Raw genomic sequence first — 18,696 nt, forward strand, 5'->3', positions numbered from 1 at the left:
GGGCATGGTGGCTTATGTCTGCGGCATCGGAGCAGTGCAATATGCAATGACAGTCTTTCTGCCGGAGCATTCTTATCTGGACGTGTTCAGGTATGTTAATCTGGCAGAGTACATCAAAGTGTACCCGCTTTTAGAAAAATATCACAATCTGAACTTTTTTGACTATCCGATTCATAGTGTTTCAGTTTTTGGGGGATTCCTTCTATTGGCGTTGTTTTTCTTATCAGCAGGGAATATACGAAAATTCTGCAGAACTTCCAGGGAAAGGACAAAAAGAGAAAAGGGCAGTCTGGCTGGAAAACTTCAAATGCGAAAACCAAGGATCACTTCTCTGTTTTTTTGTGAACTTCGCAAATTGTGTGTGACCCATAAAGCAGCATGGCTTGGATTCCTGCTTCTTAGCGGTGCGGTTTTGTTAAGTACCGGGAGGATCAAAGAATTCGATTTGGCTGAGAATGTCTATCGTACATATATGTTGGATATAGAGGGGCATCTGACAACAGAAAAAATGCAGTATTTCGAGGAAAAGAAGGCTGAATTCGAGGAAATTTTCCGCATGACGCCAGAGAGCAGCGGGCTGACGAAAGAGCAGATACAGATCAGAAAAAGCGGTGCCATGTATACATATCCTGGATTTATGAGAGCATACCAGCAGGCCCAGTATGTAAAAGAATGGAACCAGAAACATCCGGACAGGGGGCTGCCGCTGCTTTATGAGACTGGATATCAGGTACTTTTTGGAGAATTATCCCCCGCTTATACAGGCAGTACGATCCTGTTGGGAATGCTGGCGGCCGTTTATGCCGCTTCTGTTACCCTGGGCGGGGAGTATGACCTGCATGTAATGAAGCTGCTTCGATCTACGAAACGGGGACGAATAAGTCTTTTGCTGAATAAGGTTCTGACGGTCAGCCTGTTTGGAGTGCTAATGGCGGTGCTGGTTCAGATTCCCGCATGGATGGAGATTAACCGTCAGTATCCCATGAATATCTGGAATGTCAGGATACAGTCAATCAGTACAATGAATCAGATAACAGGGGATTGGTCAATCGCAGAGTATATGATTCTGGTCCGGGCAGGGCAGTTTCTGGGAATACTGATCGTAATCCTGGCAGTGATGGCACTATCCACATGGGTAAAAGATACAGTTATGACGATGGTCATTGCGGCAGTTCTGTTTCTTTTTCCACTGGTTTTAGAGTGGTATGGATTCAGCCGCATCCATTTCTTCTCTTTAAACGGAATACTGGAGACACAGAAATTACTTCAAAGCAGCTATGCAGTCTTGTTTTGTTATGTCGCCGTATTTATTCTGGCACTTCCGGTCCTTTGCATACGGCGTTTTTACAGGATATGTAAGGACGACAGACAGGAGCGTATATGGAAATATGGATTGAAAACCTAAATAAACGTTATGGATCAAAACAAGCCCTGACCGACTTTACAGCAATGTTCACGGATGGAATCTATGGGATACTGGGGCCGAATGGCGCAGGAAAGAGCACACTGATGAACATACTAACGGATAATTTGTTAAGGGACAGCGGCAGTATTCTGTTAGATGGAGAGGAGATCCTCAATAGGAAGGGAAAATACCGCGAGATCATGGGATACATGCCGCAGCAGCAACAACTCTACGATACCTTTACGGTGCAGGATTTCCTACTGTATATCGGAGCACTTCGCGGTATGGGGAAAAAGCGGATTCTGGGAAATATGAACAGACTTTTGCATCTGCTGAACCTGCAGGAGATACGCTATAAGAAGCTAAAAGAATTATCTGGCGGGATGAAACAGCGGGTGCTGCTGATCCAGGCCCTTCTGCATAATCCGAAAGTATTGATCCTGGATGAACCGACTGCCGGGCTGGATCCAAGGGAACGCATCCGGCTCAGGAATTTTATAGCAGACTTAAGTAAAGACCGGATTATATTGATTGCAACACATGTTGTCTCCGATATCGAATTTATCTCGAAGGAAATTCTTCTCATGAAGGAGGGAAGACTGGTGGACATGGCGCCGCCAGAAGAACTGCTAAAGAAGATGGCTGGAAAAGTGTATGAAGTGACCATCCCTTCCACGTTGTTGAAGCAGGTAAAAAAGGAGTACCGGGTCAGTAATATATACCGGGATGAGGACAATGTGGTAGTCCGGCTGATTGCGGAGAAGTCACCGAAAACAGATATGTATCGGGAGGTTCTGCCAACGTTGGAGGATGTGTACCTTTACTGGCTGGAAGAAGAAAAATCAGAGGTGGGATTTTCCTAGTTATTTTGTTATAATAGAGCCAGACATGTAAAAAGTTAGAATTCATGTGAGGAGTGTGATAACAGAATGGATATTACGAAAAAGAAGCTTCCGATAGGAATCGAAAACTTTGAGAAACTCCGCGAGGAGGACTTTTACTATATAGATAAGACCGGCCTGCTCAAAGAGCTTTTGGATAATTGGGGTGAGGTGAATCTTTTCACACGTCCGAGAAGGTTCGGGAAATCCTTAAATATGAGTATGCTGAAGAATTTTTTTGAAGAAGGCAGCGACAAACGGATTTTTGAGGGATTGGCTATTTCAAAGGAAAAGACCTTGTGTGAGGAATATATGGGGAAATTCCCGGTGATCTCGATTTCTCTGAAAGGAATCAATGCGGATTCTTACGACACGGCCCGAAATATTGCGGTAAAGATCCTGAATGAAGAGGCCGGCAGGTGTCAGTATCTTTTGGATAGTGAAATGCTTACCTTACATGATAAAGAACTATTTACGGAATTATTAAACAGAAACATGGATGATGCAGTACTTTTTGGCGGTCTGCGTGATCTATCTAGACTTCTCTTAAAGCATCATGGCAGCAAAGTCATTCTTCTGATCGATGAATATGATGTACCACTGGCCAAAGCGTTTGAACAGGGATATTACGATCAGATGGTACTCCTGCTGCGGAATTTATTTGAGCAGGTACTTAAGACGAATGACAGCCTGCAGTTTGCCGTTCTGACCGGGTGTATGAGGATTTCAAAAGAGAGTATTTTTACCGGGCTGAATAATCTTCGGGTACTTTCTATTGCGGATGCGGCATTTGATGAGTATTTTGGATTTACGGACCGGGAAGTGAGAGAGATGCTAGAGTATTACCAGCTTTCTTCCAGTTATGACACGATTAAAGAATGGTATGACGGATATCAGTTTGGCAGTGCAGAGGTGTACTGTCCATGGGACGTCATCTGCTATTGCAGTAAGCTGCGTACAGAGCCGGACGCGCTGCCGCAGAATTACTGGTCCAATACGAGCAGCAATGATGCAGTACGGCGCTTTATCCGGGAGGCGGATCAAAAGGGGACTACGAAGCGTGAGATTGAAAAGCTGGTTGCCGGGGAAGTGATCGCAAAGGAGATTCGCCAGGAACTGACATATAAAGATATGTATGATTCTATTGATAATATCTGGAGCGTTTTATTTACCACCGGTTATCTCACACAAAGGGGCACACCGGATGAGAGCGGGTTTCAGCTGGCAATCCCTAATATGGAGATCCGCAATATTTTCACGACACAGATCATGGAATTCTTTCAAACGAGCATCCAGAAGAACGGAGAAACGGTAGATGCTTTTTGCGAAGCCTTAAAGTGTGGAGATGCTAAAGAGGCAGAGAGACTCCTTAACGAATATCTGAAAAAGACCATCAGCATCCGGGATACCTTCGTGAAAAAGCAGATGAAGGAAAACTTTTATCACGGAATCCTGCTGGGTCTGCTGGGGTATAAAGATGCCTGGGGGATTTCCTCTAACAAAGAATCCGGGGATGGTTATAGTGATATTCTCGTGGAGATTGATGAGGAAGAGCAAGGAATCGTGCTGGAGATTAAATATGCGGAGGATGCTGATCTTGAGGCAGGATGTAAGGCGGCCCTAAAGCAGATTCAGGAGAAACAGTATGAACAGGAGCTTTATGATGCCGGGATAGAGCGGATCCTAAAATATGGAATCGCATGTTACAAAAAGCGGTGCAGGGTCATGCTGGAAAAATAGGTTTGAGCGAATAAAAGTCAGGGACGGCGATCCCTTTCTTCCAGGACGTTAAACACGGCCTTCCGGAAGAGATCGCTGCCCCTGATTTTTTAATATCTCAAAAGTCATCCTCATGAAAGAAGTTTTACATTCTACTTATTACCTTATCCTGCTTATTTACCTCATCCTGCGTGAAGAATAGGAATGAAGTGTCAGCCCGATAAACAGTGGGATCTCGATCACTGTGAACGCGATCATGGCGTAAGGCATCCAGACTGCAAAGTTTCCAATATTCAGGAAATCAAAATCAATCACTGTATATAAGAAGCTGCTCTGCAGGCCAAGCCCGGCGGCAGGGAGAAGGCACCGAAGCCAGAGCTCAACTGTCCCCGGAATCATCATGTAGATCACAACAGGCAGAAAGCAGAAGAATAATGACACTGCGATGGACATGAGCGTATTCTGTGCCCGCGAGGATATAAATAATGTAAAACTGACAGACGCAAGCAGGCTGAGAAGACCTGCCGCCGCGGTCAACAGCTGTAACTGCCCCATATTCAGATCCGCCAGGCCCACAATAGAATACAGGATCTGCATGGATGTTTTGGTGCATTCCCACCCGAACAGGGAATTGGAGACGATCAGATAGACAGCCGCACAGAACAGAAAAGCAATCCCGCAGATTCCCAGTGCTGAGGCAGTCTTCACAACCCCCAGCCGGATGCGGCCGTATTTTGTACAGCGCAGGATGTCGTCGGCTCCGGTCTGGTAATCAGAAGAAAAGACAGGGGCTGCGATCATCGTGCAGAACAGCAGGATTAAAAAGGAGAGCGTCAGCAGATAATCCATGGCTTCTGAAGAAGCACCCGGATAATTGACAAAGGGTTTTTCTACCTGCTGATACATTTTAACGGCTTTCTTTTGTGCCGCCGGATGGTCCCTTTGTTCCATTTTCATTAAAGAGACGATCCGGTCATCACAGGCGGCATAAAAATCATCTGTTTTATCCAAGGGAATATCCAAAATAGAGGGTGCAATCCCTGTATCCGGATTGGCATAAGCTTCTTTCACGCCATGCATCAGCGGCACATAGGGTAAGAGCCTCTTTATATACACATTTTCCGGCAGTTCATAAATATCTTCCACGCCATATTCTTCCAAACAAGCCTGATATGCTTCCAGGGCCTTGTGTATCTTGTCAGGCGTAACCTCTCCGGCGGTATCTGCCTGAATCGTCTTTCGGTAATGGAGAGAGTCTAACCCCGTCAGTTCTACCTGATCACCATTCTCATCGGTATAGCTGATATCGGAAAAAGTGGTCGGCAGATAAGCCATCCATACAGAGAGAAACAGGGAGAGTGCTAACAGGATCCAGGTCATTCGGGTATTGAGTACCCTTTTTAATTCCAGTTTAAAAATTCTCATATATTACACCTCCATTCTTGTATCGTTCTGTGGGAACAGCCACAGATATAAATCCTCCAGCCGTGGAGTGGCAGGGACGGAATCATCCGTATAGGGCTGTTTTGCCAGGTAGCGGATAGAAACCTGGCCGTCATTTTCATTGCGGAGGTTTACGATCCGAAGCTTCCGTTCATATTCCGGCAGGAATGTATCAGGAATTACCACATTCCAGACTTTCCCGTCCACAAGCCGGACCAGTTCCTCGGTTGTTCCCTCAGCGATCAGCTTACCGTCTTTCATGACCGCATTGCGGGTCGCAATATACTCCACGTCAGAGACGATGTGGGTCGAGATCAGCACGATACGGTCCTTGGCAAATTCGGAGAGCAGATTCCGGAAACGCACTCTTTCCGCGGGATCAAGACCGCTGGTAGGTTCGTCCAGGATCAGGATCTCAGGATCATTTAAGAGAGCCTGTGCAATCCCTACCCGCCGCTTCATACCGCCGGATAACTTTGCGATTCTCTTATTTTTCACAGAGGATAATGTAAGCTGTTCCAGTAAATTTGAGATTTTACGTTTAGTTTCTCTGACAGTCAGCCCCTTTAAGGCGGCTACATATTCCAGATAATTTTTTACCGTAAACTCCGGATAGAAGCCGAATTCCTGGGGCAGGTATCCGAAAATATCCCGGTATCCTTCCTTTAGGGTATGAATCGGGATACCGTCATACATGACCTGACCCGAAGTGGGTGACATGATTCCGGCGATCATACGCATCAGCGTGGTTTTTCCGGCGCCGTTTGCACCCAGCAGTCCCCATACACCCGGCGTGATTCGCAGAGTGACATCATCAACGGCTGTCTTGTCCTTAAATTGTTTAGATATATGATCAATATATAGTTCCATTTGTACCATCCTTTCTTAATATGTGAAGCAGATTGAGAAGATCTGCTTTGACTTTGGCATTACATAATTGGCGGAATGCATTGTGTCTGCAGCCTGTGAAGTATCTTTTTGGTCAAGTAAGCTGTAATTCAGCATAGGAGGACTGACGGGCAAGGGAACTAAACTGCCAGATGCAGAATGCCGCCAGCCCTGCGCATACTGCGATCCACCCGGCTGAAAAGGTCTGCTGGTATAATACAGGCCAGAGTCCATCCGACATCAGGAACAGTATCAATAGGAAACCATAAAATACCAGGCTGCCCCCAATATAATGTTCTGCACTTAAATGCCTCAGCAAGAACAGCGCTCCGCTGCTTGCCAGTAAAAAAGGAAAAAGCAGATATAACAACAGGCTGTCCGTAAAGAGAGAGGTCCTTATGGCTGTTACAAGCAGGAGCATACTCAATATCAATACATCTCCGATCCCCAGCAGAATCAACTTGGCCAAAAGCAGCCGCATGGAAGAAAAGAGAGACGAGGTCTCGATTTCATGCATTTTGTGATAGATTGAGCGGTGAATAAAGGGGAGTGCGGTCATGGAGACCAGAAGAGAAAAGCAGCATACTACCCGTATCACATACCGCTGATCCGTCCACCAAAGCGGTCCAAGCAAAGTAGTAACGAGGGTGAGTAGCCCGGTCATAAAAGCTCCCTGACAGATCCAGATCCGAAAGCCGATGAATTTCATCTGCAGCGCTAAAAACCTGAGAAAACCAATTCTCTCACGGTATGCTTTTGGAGTGCTCTGTTTTTTGATATTCCATATGATATCCTCCATATGTTTCTGATATCCGGTCTCTTTGTTCTCTTGAGATCCCATCTCATGATGCACCTGAGATCCCGTTTCAGTATGCACCTGGAATCCCGCTTCGTTTGTATGCTGGAGAGCAGATCTAAGGCGCCTTTCAAAGTCTTTGTGATTCATAAGTCTCCTCCTTCCTCAAATTCCTTTTTCAGCCGTTTTAAGGCTGACCGAAGTTTCGATTGTACCGTACGAAGCGGCAGACCGATAACCTCCCCAATCTCCCGCAGGCTTAAGTCTTGTCCAAAACGCAGGAGCACAATTTCCTGCGTTTCCTCGGGGAGGCTTTTGACCAGCTGCTTGAATGTAAGATTTGCATGTATTTCTTCAAACGTGGGATCCAAATAGGAAGGATCTACATTCAGTTCCTCGAAAGAAAGGTGTGTCTGCCACTTTTTCCGCCGCATGTCAATACATGTATTTGCGGCAATCTGATACAAAAAGGATTTGAATTTCCCCTTATGTACATAATGATTAAAATACCGGATCGCTTTATAAAAGGTCTCCTGTACCGCATCCTCCGCAAGTGAGCGGTCAGGAGCGTGCCAGAGACAATAGCGCAGGATTTCCGGGTAGAATCTTTTTACCAGTTCCTCAACCGCTTCAGCGTCCCCATGTTCAATTCGTTGAATTAATTCGTCTTCACGCGTCAAGATTTTAACCTCCTAAGGGCGTCCCCTTACTTACTATAACGAACCGGGCCTTCGAAAATGATTTAATCTTTCTGAATATTTTTTAAATAATGCTGCTTAGACCTGCTAAATAGTTGAGAATATCGCAAAGTTACCGTATAATGTTAGAAACAACATGGCAGCCGGGAGTTACAAAACTTATGAAAAAGATACTGATTGTGGAAGATGACAGGAAACTAAATGAGGGGATTAAACTGGCTTTAAGGAGTGAGTTTTCATGCCTGCAGGCTTTTACTCTTGAAGAAGCAAGGGCTCTGTACCAAGAGCAGGAGATCGATTTGATCTTACTGGATGTGAATCTTCCGGATGGAAACGGGATAGACCTTATGACAGAGATCCGCAAGACAGATACGGTTCCGATCATCCTTCTTACGGCTAATAAAATGGAGATGGACATTGTATCAGGGCTGGAATTAGGGGCAAATGACTATATTACAAAACCATTCAGCCTGATGGTCTTACGGGCCAGAGTCGGTGTGCAGTTAAGGAATGAAAAGGTGCACGGCAATATTTATCAAAACGGGGAGTTTCATTTCGATTTTGATAAAATGGAGTTTCTGAAAGGGAATGACATCCTGGAGCTAAGTAAGACAGAACAGAGACTGCTTCGGTGTCTGATCGAGAATAAAGGGAAAAACTTAAGCCGCAGCCAGCTGATCGATTATATCTGGCAGGGGGATACTCAATATGTGGAGGAACATGCACTCACAGTTGTGGTAAACCGCTTAAGGAATAAGCTGGGCAGCGATACCGAATGCATTAAGACGGTATACAACGTTGGCTATACATGGACAAGAATATAGGCGATGATTGGAGAAGTGATGGATAAGATTATGTGGATACTCGTTTCAGTGCTTCCGGCTATGCTGTGCGTGTGTGTGATCGTATACTTCCTGAGAAGAGAGCGTAAGTTGACTGAGAATATCCAGAAAATGCTGGATGATGCGATCGCAGGGAATTTTCAAGATGAAAATTTGGATGAATCTAAGATCTCTGTGATTGAAAATGACATGTGGTGTTATATCCGAAAGAATGAGGTGTCCGTCAGAAAGTCAGAAGAAGAAAAAAGACTGATCAAGGAGCAGATCTCGGATGTGTCCCACCAGGCAGTGATTCCCATTTCCAATATTGTCCTGTATTCTCAGCTTTTGGATGAGTGGCTCGACGGGAAGGATCTGGAAGAAAAGCAGGAGATCAGGGAAGAGATAGCAGCCATCCGGGAGCAGGCCCAGACACTGGATTTTTTGATTGAGGCGTTAGTAAAATTGTCCCGGCTGGAGACGGGGATCATCAATGTAGATGTTAAGAAACAGCCGCTGCAAGCCGTATTGGATGCAGTCAGGAATCAGTTTCAGGTAATTGCGGCACAAAAAGAGATCCAATTCGAGGTGTTTGATACAGAGGAAGAGGCTGTATTTGATATAAAGTGGACGATTGAAGCTGCTGCCAATATCGTCGATAATGCCATCAAATATACCCCTTACGGAGGAAAGATTACCATCCGTGTCTCGCCATATCCTTCTTTTGTCAGATTGGATATCTCGGATAATGGAATCGGAATTCCGGAATCCGAACAGGCAAATGTATTTTCCAGATTCTATCGTTCTAAGATGGTAAGTGACAGACCCGGTGTCGGAATCGGGCTGTATCTGGCGCGGGAGGTCATGAAGGCACAGAATGGATATATCAGGCTGGAATCCAAAGTAGGAGAGGGCAGCACCTTTTCTCTGTTCTTTATGATATAGGAAGTTTCCTTCCGAAAGAGGAAATATCTCAAAATTGAGAGATTGTGGAGACTGGTTTGTGAGATGATTGTGGTATAGTCTGTATATAAAGATACAGGCTATACTTTTTTTCTGATATAGGAGGCAGACATGGATATATTAACGATTAAAGATCTCAAGAAAATTTATGGGTCAGGTGAGACACAGGTGAATGCGCTGGACGGCATCAGTATGACGGTGGAAAGAGGAGAGTTTGTGGCGATTGTCGGTTCCTCGGGAAGCGGAAAAACAACACTTCTCAACATGGTGGGAGGATTAGATATCCCCACCAGCGGTGAGATTATTGTGGACCAGAAAAAGATACAGGAATTATCGGATGACGAGCTGACCGTGTTTCGGCGCAGGAAGATCGGGTTCATTTTTCAGCAGTATAACCTGATTCAAATGCTCAGTGTCTGGGAGAATATTATCCTTCCGCTGAAACTGGACGGAAGAAGGGTCGATGTGGAGTACATCCAGAAGATCGCACAGATCCTCGGTCTGAGTGCAAAGTTAAAATGTATTCCGAAACAGCTGTCAGGCGGACAGCAGCAGAGAGTGGCAATTGCAAGGGCTCTGGCCACAAAACCTGCCCTTGTGCTGGCAGATGAGCCGACCGGAAATCTGGATTCCAGGACCAGCCAGGACGTCATGGGATTATTGAAGATCACAAGCAGTAAATTCAATCAGACGATCCTCATGATCACGCATAATGAGGAAATCGCCCAGCTCGCTGACCGGATTTTAAGAATCGAAGATGGAAAGATTATAAAAGAGTAGGTGAGACGGATGTTTGACAATAATAATGAAATCAGGCTTCACACAAGTTTTATAAAGAATTATAAGAAAAATACACTTGCGATCTTCTCAAGCTTTGCCTTAACCTTTCTGCTGCTGACGGTTATGCTGATCCTGATCCATACAAACCATAAAATAGCAAACATTCAGTTAAAGGCAGAATTCACCCCTTCGGACTGCTACATTGACGATCTGACAAAAGAACAGACAGAACTGCTTAAACAGGATTCAGATATCAAATGGATGGCGCTGCAGAAAGGCTCATATGAGCTTTATAAACGAAATGGCCAGAATGTGTTTCTGACAAAAGGTGATGACAAAATGATCACACTGATGACGAAGGTCATAGATGGAAGACTGCCCCGGAAGGAAGGAGAGCTTGCTGCCGAAAAATGGGTTTTGCTGAATCTTGGGATAGAGCCGGTCATTGGTCAGGATGTTACAATCACAGATAAAGACGGAAAAGAAGTGTCCTATCATCTGGTGGGAATGTTATCTGATATCTATGCCAATAAGAAATATGGTACTCTGGAAATGTTTACTTCTATGGACTATGACAGCACAGCACCGTATCTCGCCTACGTACAGTTTCAGGATCACATAAATTATCACAGCAAAGCGGAATCACTTAAGAAAACACTGAATCTTCAGAAGAAGCAGCTCAAGGAATGCCCGGCGAGAGAGCAGCTTGATGAACTCTATCTGCTTGACGCTGAGATTATCAGTGTGATTTTACTGATCTGTATGGTCGTGTTTTACGGCGTGTACCGCATCGCTGCGTTGTCAAGAATGCAGCAGTACGGCATCCTTAGGGCAATCGGAATGAAAAGAAAACAGCTCTGCAAAATGTTATTGCTGGAGCTGCATCACATCTATTGGGTCAGTGTTCCATTTGGAATCCTGGCAGGTCTTTTCATTTTCTGGATAGTAATGGTGATATCCGGTGACAGGGATACGAAGGTGTATCTTCTGAACCAGGAAGTACGGTTTCATATGGTCATACCGATCTGGCAGATCCTGATCTGTGTAGTTGTCACCTTCCTCCTGATCAGCCTGATCGGATATTTGTTCGGAAGAAAGATCACGGGTTCTTCCATCATAGACACAATAGCAGGAACAGAGGCAGAAAAAGAAAGCAGACTCTTCCCTATACAGAAGACAAGCAGCAAAACAGGCACTCTGTTTAGGATGAGCTGTAAGTACATTTTTAAAGATCTGAAAACAAGCGGGTTCGTGATCCTGACAATCTGCCTGGGTGTGACACTGTTTACAGGGCTTGCATACAAGGCAAAGACATTGAAAATATACCGGGAAGATACAAAGGAAATGTATTATCTCAACGGAGAATATGCTTTGACAATGCTGTATTTTAATTCTGTGAAAGAAGGCTTGTCCAGAGAAAGTGTAGAAAAGATAAAGGATCTGAAAGGCATCACTTCCGTTAAAACAAGTTCCGGGCTCCCGGTCCGCGTGGTGGACGAAGACGGTGTCAAGAGGAATGATGCGTTTTACGAGGATCGTAATGAAACGCTAAAGGAGATCTATGGATATGAGGACAGGGGATATGATGGAAAAAATCAGATCTATAAATCTACGCTGCTGGGCTATAATTCGGAAGCACTGACTGCACTGCAAAAATACGTGATCGAAGGTGACTTTAAACCAGATGGCCTCAAAAAAGATGAAGTGATCCTCTCGATTCTCAGGATGGATGATACAAAGAATAACGATCTCCCGGGCTATTATAAAGAAGGAACTCCTTTGATGGATTACCATGCCGGCGATGAAATTTCTATTAAATACAGAAAAGATTTACAGACAGGTTCTGAAGAATATGAGAAACTAACGGATCACGACGCAGAATATGCCTATAAAACGTATAAAATCGCAGCCATTGTGTCTTTCCCCTATATGAGGGACTGCAATATTACGATCTATCCGCTGTTGATCACCAGCGACCGGTATATTCAGGAGCTTGTGCCTGACAGTGGGATCCAGTGTATGTATTGTGACGGAGATACGAACCAAAGCCTGTCACAGCAGAATCTGTTAGAGCAGCAGTTGATCCAGATCGGCAGTCAGAATTCCAATATATCCACCCGCAGCCTGATCTCTGAGACAAAGCAGAATGAAATGTTCTACCATAAGCAGATGGTCTATATTTACGGAATTTCTGTGGTTGCACTGATACTGGTTATGATGAATATGATCAACAATTTCCGATACCGGATGCAGAAGAGAACAAAGGAAATCTGTATGCTGCGGGCGATCGGGATGAGTGTTGCCATGACAAAACGCCTGATGGTGTTTGAGAATTTCATCCTGGGAGTGCTATCTGTTTTGGCAGCATTTGCACTTTCCCGCCCAGTATTAAAATACCTGTATAAAATATCGGATATGCAATCCTTCAGCCATGGATTCCATTTTGCTTATACGGAATTCCTCCTCGTGTCGGCGGGGGCACTGGCAGTCTGTGTATTCCTTTCCTTTGGAATATTAAAGTCCTGGAAGACAAGACAGATCACCGAAGGGATCGGGAGTTTTGAGTAAATAGGAGCTTCATAAATATCAAGAAATCTTTATACTTTTTTGGGCGGCATCTTTATAGCTCTTTGCTATGATCTAAAACAACAGACAGTAAGGAGGAAAAGAATATGTTTATTTTAGAATACTTAAAGAATCCAAGGAAGGTGGGAGCACTTGCCCCAAGCAGTAAAAGACTGGCCAGAAGGATGGTGAAGCCGATAAACTTCGAAAATTGTAAATGCATCGTTGAATTCGGACCTGGAACAGGTGTATTTACAGATGAGATCATAGCTCTTAAGGATGAGGACACCGTTTTTATTTTGATTGAGCAAAATAAAGAATTTTGGTCCAGACTTCACCAAAGATACCAGCATAAGAAAAATATTCATGTTATTCACGGAGATGCCGCCAATGTGGGATCATATCTGGCAAAATACGATCAGAAAAAAGCAGATTATATCGTTTCAGGACTGCCCTTTACCTCACTGCCCAAGAAGGCCTCACAGAATATTTTAAAAGCGGTGCAAAATGTGATTGGAGATTCCGGAAGGTTTATCACTTTTCAGTATACGATGCTGAAGAAAAGTATATTTTTACATTGGTTTCACCTGGTCCATACCAACTATGAACTTTTGAACTTCCCGCCTGCCTTTATTTTAGAAATGAAAAAGAGGTAACCCTATAGGATAAGTGCTTATACAAATATCAAAATTTGTGATATTATGAATACCAGCCAGATGTTTAAAATGGAACATAGTCTTGGAGGAGATACAAATGAATGAGGGATATGTCTTAATTGTTGATGATGACGCAGATATAAGAAACATGATTGGCATCTATTTAGAAAATGCATCCATACCGTATATTAAGTGTGAAGATGCAGTAAAAGCGATAGAAATTTTGGGAAAGTATAAAGTAGACTTGATTTTATTGGATATTATGATGCCGGAACTTAACGGCATGGATGCCTGTATTAAAATCAGGGAGCAGTCAAAGGTACCGATCATCTTCATGTCTGCAAAGGTGCAGGATATGGACAAGGTTCAGGGACTGTCGGTGGGCGCTGATGACTATATAACGAAGCCTTTTAACCCAATAGAAATGACGGCCAGAGTGAAGGCTCAGCTGAGGAGATACAAACAATATAATGATGGGTATGGAGCAACTACACTGCAGTATAAGGAGCTTGAGCTGAATGCGGTAACAAGACAGGTCTGGTTAAAGGGAGAAGAAATAAAGCTCACTCCAAAGGAATTTTCCATCTTAGAGTACCTCATGCAGAACAAAGGAATGATAATGAGTATAAAACGGATTTATGAACATGTCTGGCATGAAGAATTCTTTGACAATGAAAGCACTGTTATCATGCATATTTCTAATCTGCGCGACAAACTGGAAGACAGCTCACAAGAATTTGAATACATTAAAACAGTATGGGGAACGGGTTATAAAATATGAAGACAAAAATCAAAGCGAAACATATTTTAGGTGTCATAGCCGCTGCCATAGCATTCCTTTTTATCAGCGCAGAGGTGAGTAATTTGGCGTCTTATTTTGTGGCTGTCAAAGGAGCAGCTTCTGCCTTAGAAGTACCGTACATTTTATATCTGGGGAATGCTTTTGCAGTTATTATTTTTGCAGGAATTGTCTTTTATTTTTTTAAATATGCTAAGAACGGATTAGGAAATTATCTCATATTATCTGTATTAGTTTCTATCTCTGTGGTCTGCATCGTGATTTTTTTGAATGGAAAGATCCTGATGGAACATCATATTACAAAAAGGCTGGAGACTGTGCTGGCAGAGCCGGAGGGTGTTTTTTTGATTTCTGCCATAGCCACTTTGTATATCATGTTCCTGATCGGGGTCTTTGTGATTTCTTTCCAAATAATGGTCAGGCGAAAAATTAAATATCTGGAATATATAACCGCTGAGGTTGAACGTATGGAAGAGTCTGGTTTTGGAAGGAGACTGGCAGCTAAAAGTGATGATGAATTGTCACTGCTCAGTCAAAGTATCAGCAGGATGTCAGTTACATTAAAAGAGAAAATTGATGAGGAAAAACGGCAGAATGATGAGAAACTGCAGCTCATTGCAGATATTTCCCATGATTTGAGGACACCGTTGACATCGGTGATCGGTTATAGTGAGCTGATTCATGAAAATGCCTTTCGAGATCCGGAAAAATGTAATGAATATATAAATGTAGTAAATCGCAGGCTTGCAGATATGAATACGATGGTGGATCAGCTGTTTGAGTATACAAAACTGAACCAGGCCGATTATCAGATATCGAAAAAGCCCGTTGATCTTTCCGGGCTGGTTCATTATATCGACAGTGAATATAGCCGGATTTACAGAAGGAACAATTTAGCATGGAAGCTTGAGATGGGGAGTGAAAAAATCATTGCAAGTATAGATTCAGAAAAATTTATAAGGGCAATGGAGAACCTTTTGAGCAATGCCAAAAAGTATGCGGTAAAAGGAACTGAGATAGTAATGTCAGTAAAAGAAGAGAAGGAGCAGGTATTCATTTTTTTATCCAATGAAATCGAAAACCCGGACAGCTTAGATGAGAAAAAACTTTTTGACAGATTCTATAAATCTAATGAAGCCAGAACCGAAACATCAGGCACAGGACTGGGGCTTCCCATTGTCAGAAAAATAATAGAACTTCATGGCGGCTGCATACAGGCTCAGAAGACAGGTAACCGGATCACATTTTCTGTAGTAATACCGAAATGAATTTAACACCTTGACCTTCCCCTTACGTCAAGGTGTAACATAGAAACCGGATACAAAGCAGATATACAAAAAGGAGGGGGATTTATGCTTTCTATCGGAGAGTTTTCAAAAGTATGTGAAGTTTCCACAAAAACACTTCGATACTATGACGAAATCGGATTAATAAGCCCCAGCGAAGTGAATCCGGAAAATGGTTATAGATACTATTCTATCGAACAATTAGAGACGATGCTGTTTATAAACCGTCTGAAACTGTATCAATTCTCTTTAGAAGAGATTAAAACTATTATTCATATGGAAAAAGACACTTTGGATGAAGCGTTATATTTTGAACTCGATAAAAAGAAAATGGAATTTAAGCATAGGGTGCAGATGTTCAGAAAGATAATCACACAGTTAGAGAACGATATGACCGCGTTAAAACAAGGGAAATCCATTCTGTCATACTTAGACGATTTTGAGATACAGCTTGTAGAAATTCCGGTCATGTATCTTGTTTCCATCCGGAAAATGATCCATAAGTTTGAATTTGCAGCTCAATATCATGCCTGTTACGAGGAACTTTTTAGAAAGATCAGACATCGTAACTTAACGGCTGCTGCACCGCCAATGGTTCTTTATCATTCGAATGAATTTACACAATACGGCTTAGACACAGAATTTGCTGTCCCGGTTCAGGAATATGCCACAGGAACAAGAGATTTTGTCCCAGGATTATGTTTAAAAACAATCCTGTATGGTTCCTATACAGCACTGTCCTCTGTATACGCAAAACAGTGTAAGTGGGCAGAGAAAAATGGATATGAAAATAATGGGCCGCTATACGAAATATATGTAACTGACCCATCACAAGTAACAAGCGAAAATGAACTCGTAACAGAGATCTATTATCCGGTAAAAATAAGAGAAGCAGATTATTGAAAAAGAGAAAGCAGGATATGATATATGAATCAATCAGAATTACATGATATTGTTTCAAAACAGGAAAAGAATATCTGCCAAATAGTGGGATATAAAAATGGAGTGAAAGTCTACAGTGATACATGGAACAACTTTAAGGCAGAAGATACCTGCCATGTGATGTCAGTGACCAAGAGCATTACCTCACTGCTGGTCGGAATCGCAATTGAACAGGGCCTCATAAAAAGCATAGAACAGCCTGTATTAGATTTTTTGATAAAAAGAGGAGAAAAGACGATACAAAAGGTTTTGATCAGGCATCTTCTGACCATGACAGCTCCCTATAAGTATAAATATGAACCGTGGGTTAAAGTATGTTCCAGCCAGAACTGGACGACTGCAGCATTAGATCTGCTTGGAGGACGGGCTGGTTTGACCTGCGAATACAAGTATACAACTTTGGGAATCCATATTTTAACCGGGATCATAGCGAAAACCAGCGGTATGACAACGGTTGAATTTGCGAACCAATTCCTTTTCAGGCCGCTTGATGTGAAACCTCACAAAAACTATTTGACAGAAACGGCAGAGGAACACAAAGAATTTACTACATCTAAGGAACCTAAGGAAAATATTTGGTTTTGTGATCCCCAGGGAGTAGGCGCAGCCGGTTTCGGCCTATGTCTATCCGCTGATGATATGGCAAAGATCGGGCTTTTATGCCTGAATAAGGGGGCATATGACGGGAAGCAAATCGTATCATCTAAATGGATAGAAGAGAGTATCAAAGTCCGGTATCAGTGTGATGAACGATTCCAGAATATGGGCTATGGATATTTATGGTGGATCATTGATGAAAAGAAAGAGATCTATGCAGCGATTGGAAACAGCGGCAATGTCATATATATCAATCCGGCTGAAAATATAGTAATTGCCGTTGCTGCCACTTTTAAGCCCACCGTCTTTGACCGCATTACGTTTATTCAGAAATATGTTGAACCATATGTCGTAAAAGATAGTTACTGTTCACAGCCAGATCGAAGTCGGCAGATTGATTCGTCGAGCTTGCTCGTAAGAAGCCATCTGATGACTTAGATCTGGCTGGAACTGGTCACTTCACCCACATAAGCCAAAAAATGAGCTGCATCGCAGCGACAGACAGCTTCGCTGGCTGCTTTTGCGCATGTAGGTGAAGTGAGCTGTGAACAGTAAAAAAAGGTGAAATGAAATAGCATTTTATAAAACAGTCTCATTGCATAAGTTTTTGTATTCTCCTATAATAGATGCAGGAGGTGACAGTAATGGCAAATGAAGATAAGAAAGATTTTAATGCAATGCTGCACAGGGATAACGGGATGCCCAAAGTACAGATCGTTACGGATGAGGCCACGATCAGAAAATATGGCGGAGAGAGGATGTATTTTGCACCGCCGCTTACTTATGATGAGATCATGAAAACCATTCCCTATGGGAAAATCATAACTGTTGGAGCGATCAGGGATTATCTGGCTAAAAAGAATCATGCAGATTTTACGGACCCCATAACCGCCGGAATATTTGTTTCTATTGCCGCGTGGGCGAGTTATCAGCGTTTAGATGACGAAACTCCTTACTGGAGGACATTGAAGGCAAACGGAGAGCTAAATGCAAAATATCCGGGTGGAGTCGAGTCACAAAGGGAAAAGCTGGAATCCGAGGGACATGTAATCATTCAAAAGGGGCGTAAGAATCTGAAATATTATGTCAAAGATTACGAGAAGGTTCTCTTTTCGCTTGATCAAAACTAAAAAGGACTGTGACATAGAAGAAAGACCATAGATTATATTCAGCAGCTGATGAAACGCTCTGTAAGCAATCGTTCTGGTTTCGTGGCATCGCAGTAGCGCCAAAGTGTGCAAGTCCCTCATGAGTGAGGGGCTTGCACACTTTGTTCTAGTTTTATTTGTTTATAATAACTTTATAGAATGTTAATTGATTGTACGTCTTTGTTATGTTAATCTAAAATCATCTTATGTGGAAGGCATTCATGCCGGTTTCCATCCACAAGATTTCTATATATTCGGTACTTCACTTTCGAAGTTTAATCCGTGATTTAGAACAACCATTTACACCAA

Annotated in this window: 16 protein-coding genes and 1 pseudogene; 13 read left to right on the forward strand and 4 right to left on the reverse strand. The window is 43.1% G+C overall.

From position 1 onward, the window contains the following. From AC4OGX_RS11320 to AC4OGX_RS11330, 3 genes and pseudogenes are all read left to right on the forward strand, one after another. A pseudogene (locus AC4OGX_RS11320) lies at positions 1-1,405 on the forward strand (hypothetical protein); the annotation flags it as partial. Beyond that, a complete protein-coding gene (locus AC4OGX_RS11325) occupies positions 1,381-2,268 on the forward strand; it encodes an ATP-binding cassette domain-containing protein (RefSeq protein ID WP_493330580.1) in 888 nt (295 codons plus the stop codon). The pseudogene AC4OGX_RS11320 and the gene AC4OGX_RS11325, both read left to right, overlap by 25 nt. A 66-nt stretch (positions 2,269-2,334) precedes the next feature. Then, a complete protein-coding gene (locus AC4OGX_RS11330) occupies positions 2,335-4,026 on the forward strand; it encodes an AAA family ATPase (RefSeq protein ID WP_493330581.1) in 1,692 nt (563 codons plus the stop codon). A gap of 156 nt (positions 4,027-4,182) precedes the next feature. Here AC4OGX_RS11330 and AC4OGX_RS11335 read toward each other — a convergent pair whose 3' ends face one another. The 4 genes from AC4OGX_RS11335 to AC4OGX_RS11350 all read right to left on the reverse strand — a co-directional run bounded on the left by AC4OGX_RS11335 (position 4,183) and on the right by AC4OGX_RS11350 (position 7,812). Further along, positions 4,183-5,430 carry an ABC transporter permease subunit gene (locus AC4OGX_RS11335; RefSeq protein WP_493330582.1) on the reverse strand — a complete coding sequence of 416 codons (1,248 nt, stop codon included), beginning with the start codon at positions 5,428-5,430 and terminating at the stop codon, positions 4,183-4,185. 3 nt (positions 5,431-5,433) lie between these two features. Then, positions 5,434-6,318 (reverse strand): ABC transporter ATP-binding protein, encoded by an 885-nt coding sequence (locus tag AC4OGX_RS11340; protein ID WP_493330584.1) that lies wholly within the window; start codon positions 6,316-6,318, stop codon positions 5,434-5,436. Positions 6,319-6,430: 112 nt separating this feature from the next. Further along, positions 6,431-7,282, reverse strand: coding sequence for a hypothetical protein (locus AC4OGX_RS11345; RefSeq protein WP_493330586.1), 852 nt, complete (start codon positions 7,280-7,282; stop codon positions 6,431-6,433). Then, the gene (locus AC4OGX_RS11350) at positions 7,279-7,812 is read right to left on the reverse strand and encodes an RNA polymerase sigma factor (RefSeq protein ID WP_493330587.1); all 534 of its coding nucleotides are present in this window, start codon (positions 7,810-7,812) and stop codon (positions 7,279-7,281) included. Before AC4OGX_RS11350 ends, AC4OGX_RS11345 begins: the two co-directional genes overlap by 4 nt. Positions 7,813-7,991: 179 nt before the next feature. On the opposite strand from AC4OGX_RS11350, the gene AC4OGX_RS11355 reads away from it, so the two are divergent. The 10 genes from AC4OGX_RS11355 (at position 7,992) to AC4OGX_RS11400 (ending at position 18,369) form a co-directional block, all read left to right on the forward strand. Beyond that, positions 7,992-8,654 (forward strand): response regulator transcription factor, encoded by a 663-nt coding sequence (locus tag AC4OGX_RS11355; protein WP_493330588.1) that lies wholly within the window; start codon positions 7,992-7,994, stop codon positions 8,652-8,654. Positions 8,655-8,657: 3 nt separating this feature from the next. Beyond that, the gene (locus tag AC4OGX_RS11360; protein WP_493330590.1) at positions 8,658-9,596 is read left to right on the forward strand and encodes a sensor histidine kinase; all 939 of its coding nucleotides are present in this window, start codon (positions 8,658-8,660) and stop codon (positions 9,594-9,596) included. 129 nt (positions 9,597-9,725) lie between these two features. Then, the gene (locus AC4OGX_RS11365) at positions 9,726-10,394 is read left to right on the forward strand and encodes an ABC transporter ATP-binding protein (protein WP_493330592.1); all 669 of its coding nucleotides are present in this window, start codon (positions 9,726-9,728) and stop codon (positions 10,392-10,394) included. Positions 10,395-10,403: 9 nt separating this feature from the next. After that, a complete protein-coding gene (locus tag AC4OGX_RS11370; RefSeq protein WP_493330594.1) occupies positions 10,404-12,962 on the forward strand; it encodes an FtsX-like permease family protein in 2,559 nt (852 codons plus the stop codon). A gap of 104 nt (positions 12,963-13,066) precedes the next feature. Next, the gene (locus AC4OGX_RS11375) at positions 13,067-13,615 is read left to right on the forward strand and encodes a class I SAM-dependent methyltransferase (RefSeq protein WP_493330595.1); all 549 of its coding nucleotides are present in this window, start codon (positions 13,067-13,069) and stop codon (positions 13,613-13,615) included. Positions 13,616-13,712: 97 nt separating this feature from the next. Next, positions 13,713-14,396: a response regulator transcription factor gene (locus AC4OGX_RS11380; protein ID WP_493330596.1), complete on the forward strand. Its 684-nt coding sequence runs from the start codon at positions 13,713-13,715 to the stop codon at positions 14,394-14,396. Further along, positions 14,393-15,682, forward strand: a complete 1,290-nt coding sequence (locus AC4OGX_RS11385; RefSeq protein WP_493330598.1) for a sensor histidine kinase — start codon at positions 14,393-14,395, stop codon at positions 15,680-15,682. The genes AC4OGX_RS11380 and AC4OGX_RS11385 overlap by 4 nt, the downstream gene beginning before the upstream one ends. A gap of 84 nt (positions 15,683-15,766) precedes the next feature. Further along, positions 15,767-16,603, forward strand: coding sequence for a MerR family transcriptional regulator (locus tag AC4OGX_RS11390; protein ID WP_493330599.1), 837 nt, complete (start codon positions 15,767-15,769; stop codon positions 16,601-16,603). Between the two features lie 24 nt (positions 16,604-16,627). Continuing rightward, complete coding sequence (locus AC4OGX_RS11395) at positions 16,628-17,677, forward strand: serine hydrolase domain-containing protein (RefSeq protein WP_493330600.1); 1,050 nt, start codon at positions 16,628-16,630, stop codon at positions 17,675-17,677. 206 nt (positions 17,678-17,883) lie between these two features. Then, entirely contained in the window at positions 17,884-18,369 is a 486-nt protein-coding gene (locus tag AC4OGX_RS11400) for an MGMT family protein (RefSeq protein WP_493330602.1), read from the forward strand. The last annotated feature ends 327 nt before the right edge of the window (positions 18,370-18,696 follow it).

The sequence above is a fragment of the Faecalicatena sp. genome (assembly GCF_058819085.1).

Bases quoted from the DNA above. Each gene is read 5' to 3' on its own strand.
- AC4OGX_RS11325 (WP_493330580.1), top strand. From the start codon at position 1,381: ATGGAAATATGGATTGAAAACCTAAATAAACGTTATGGATCAAAACAA.
- AC4OGX_RS11330 (WP_493330581.1), top strand. From the start codon at position 2,335: ATGGATATTACGAAAAAGAAGCTTCCGATAGGAATCGAAAACTTTGAG.
- AC4OGX_RS11335 (WP_493330582.1), bottom strand. From the start codon at position 5,430: ATGAGAATTTTTAAACTGGAATTAAAAAGGGTACTCAATACCCGAATG.
- AC4OGX_RS11340 (WP_493330584.1), bottom strand. From the start codon at position 6,318: ATGGAACTATATATTGATCATATATCTAAACAATTTAAGGACAAGACA.
- AC4OGX_RS11345 (WP_493330586.1), bottom strand. From the start codon at position 7,282: ATGAATCACAAAGACTTTGAAAGGCGCCTTAGATCTGCTCTCCAGCAT.
- AC4OGX_RS11355 (WP_493330588.1), top strand. From the start codon at position 7,992: ATGAAAAAGATACTGATTGTGGAAGATGACAGGAAACTAAATGAGGGG.
- AC4OGX_RS11360 (WP_493330590.1), top strand. From the start codon at position 8,658: ATGATTGGAGAAGTGATGGATAAGATTATGTGGATACTCGTTTCAGTG.
- AC4OGX_RS11365 (WP_493330592.1), top strand. From the start codon at position 9,726: ATGGATATATTAACGATTAAAGATCTCAAGAAAATTTATGGGTCAGGT.
- AC4OGX_RS11370 (WP_493330594.1), top strand. From the start codon at position 10,404: ATGTTTGACAATAATAATGAAATCAGGCTTCACACAAGTTTTATAAAG.
- AC4OGX_RS11375 (WP_493330595.1), top strand. From the start codon at position 13,067: ATGTTTATTTTAGAATACTTAAAGAATCCAAGGAAGGTGGGAGCACTT.
- AC4OGX_RS11380 (WP_493330596.1), top strand. From the start codon at position 13,713: ATGAATGAGGGATATGTCTTAATTGTTGATGATGACGCAGATATAAGA.
- AC4OGX_RS11385 (WP_493330598.1), top strand. From the start codon at position 14,393: ATGAAGACAAAAATCAAAGCGAAACATATTTTAGGTGTCATAGCCGCT.
- AC4OGX_RS11390 (WP_493330599.1), top strand. From the start codon at position 15,767: ATGCTTTCTATCGGAGAGTTTTCAAAAGTATGTGAAGTTTCCACAAAA.
- AC4OGX_RS11395 (WP_493330600.1), top strand. From the start codon at position 16,628: ATGAATCAATCAGAATTACATGATATTGTTTCAAAACAGGAAAAGAAT.
- AC4OGX_RS11400 (WP_493330602.1), top strand. From the start codon at position 17,884: ATGGCAAATGAAGATAAGAAAGATTTTAATGCAATGCTGCACAGGGAT.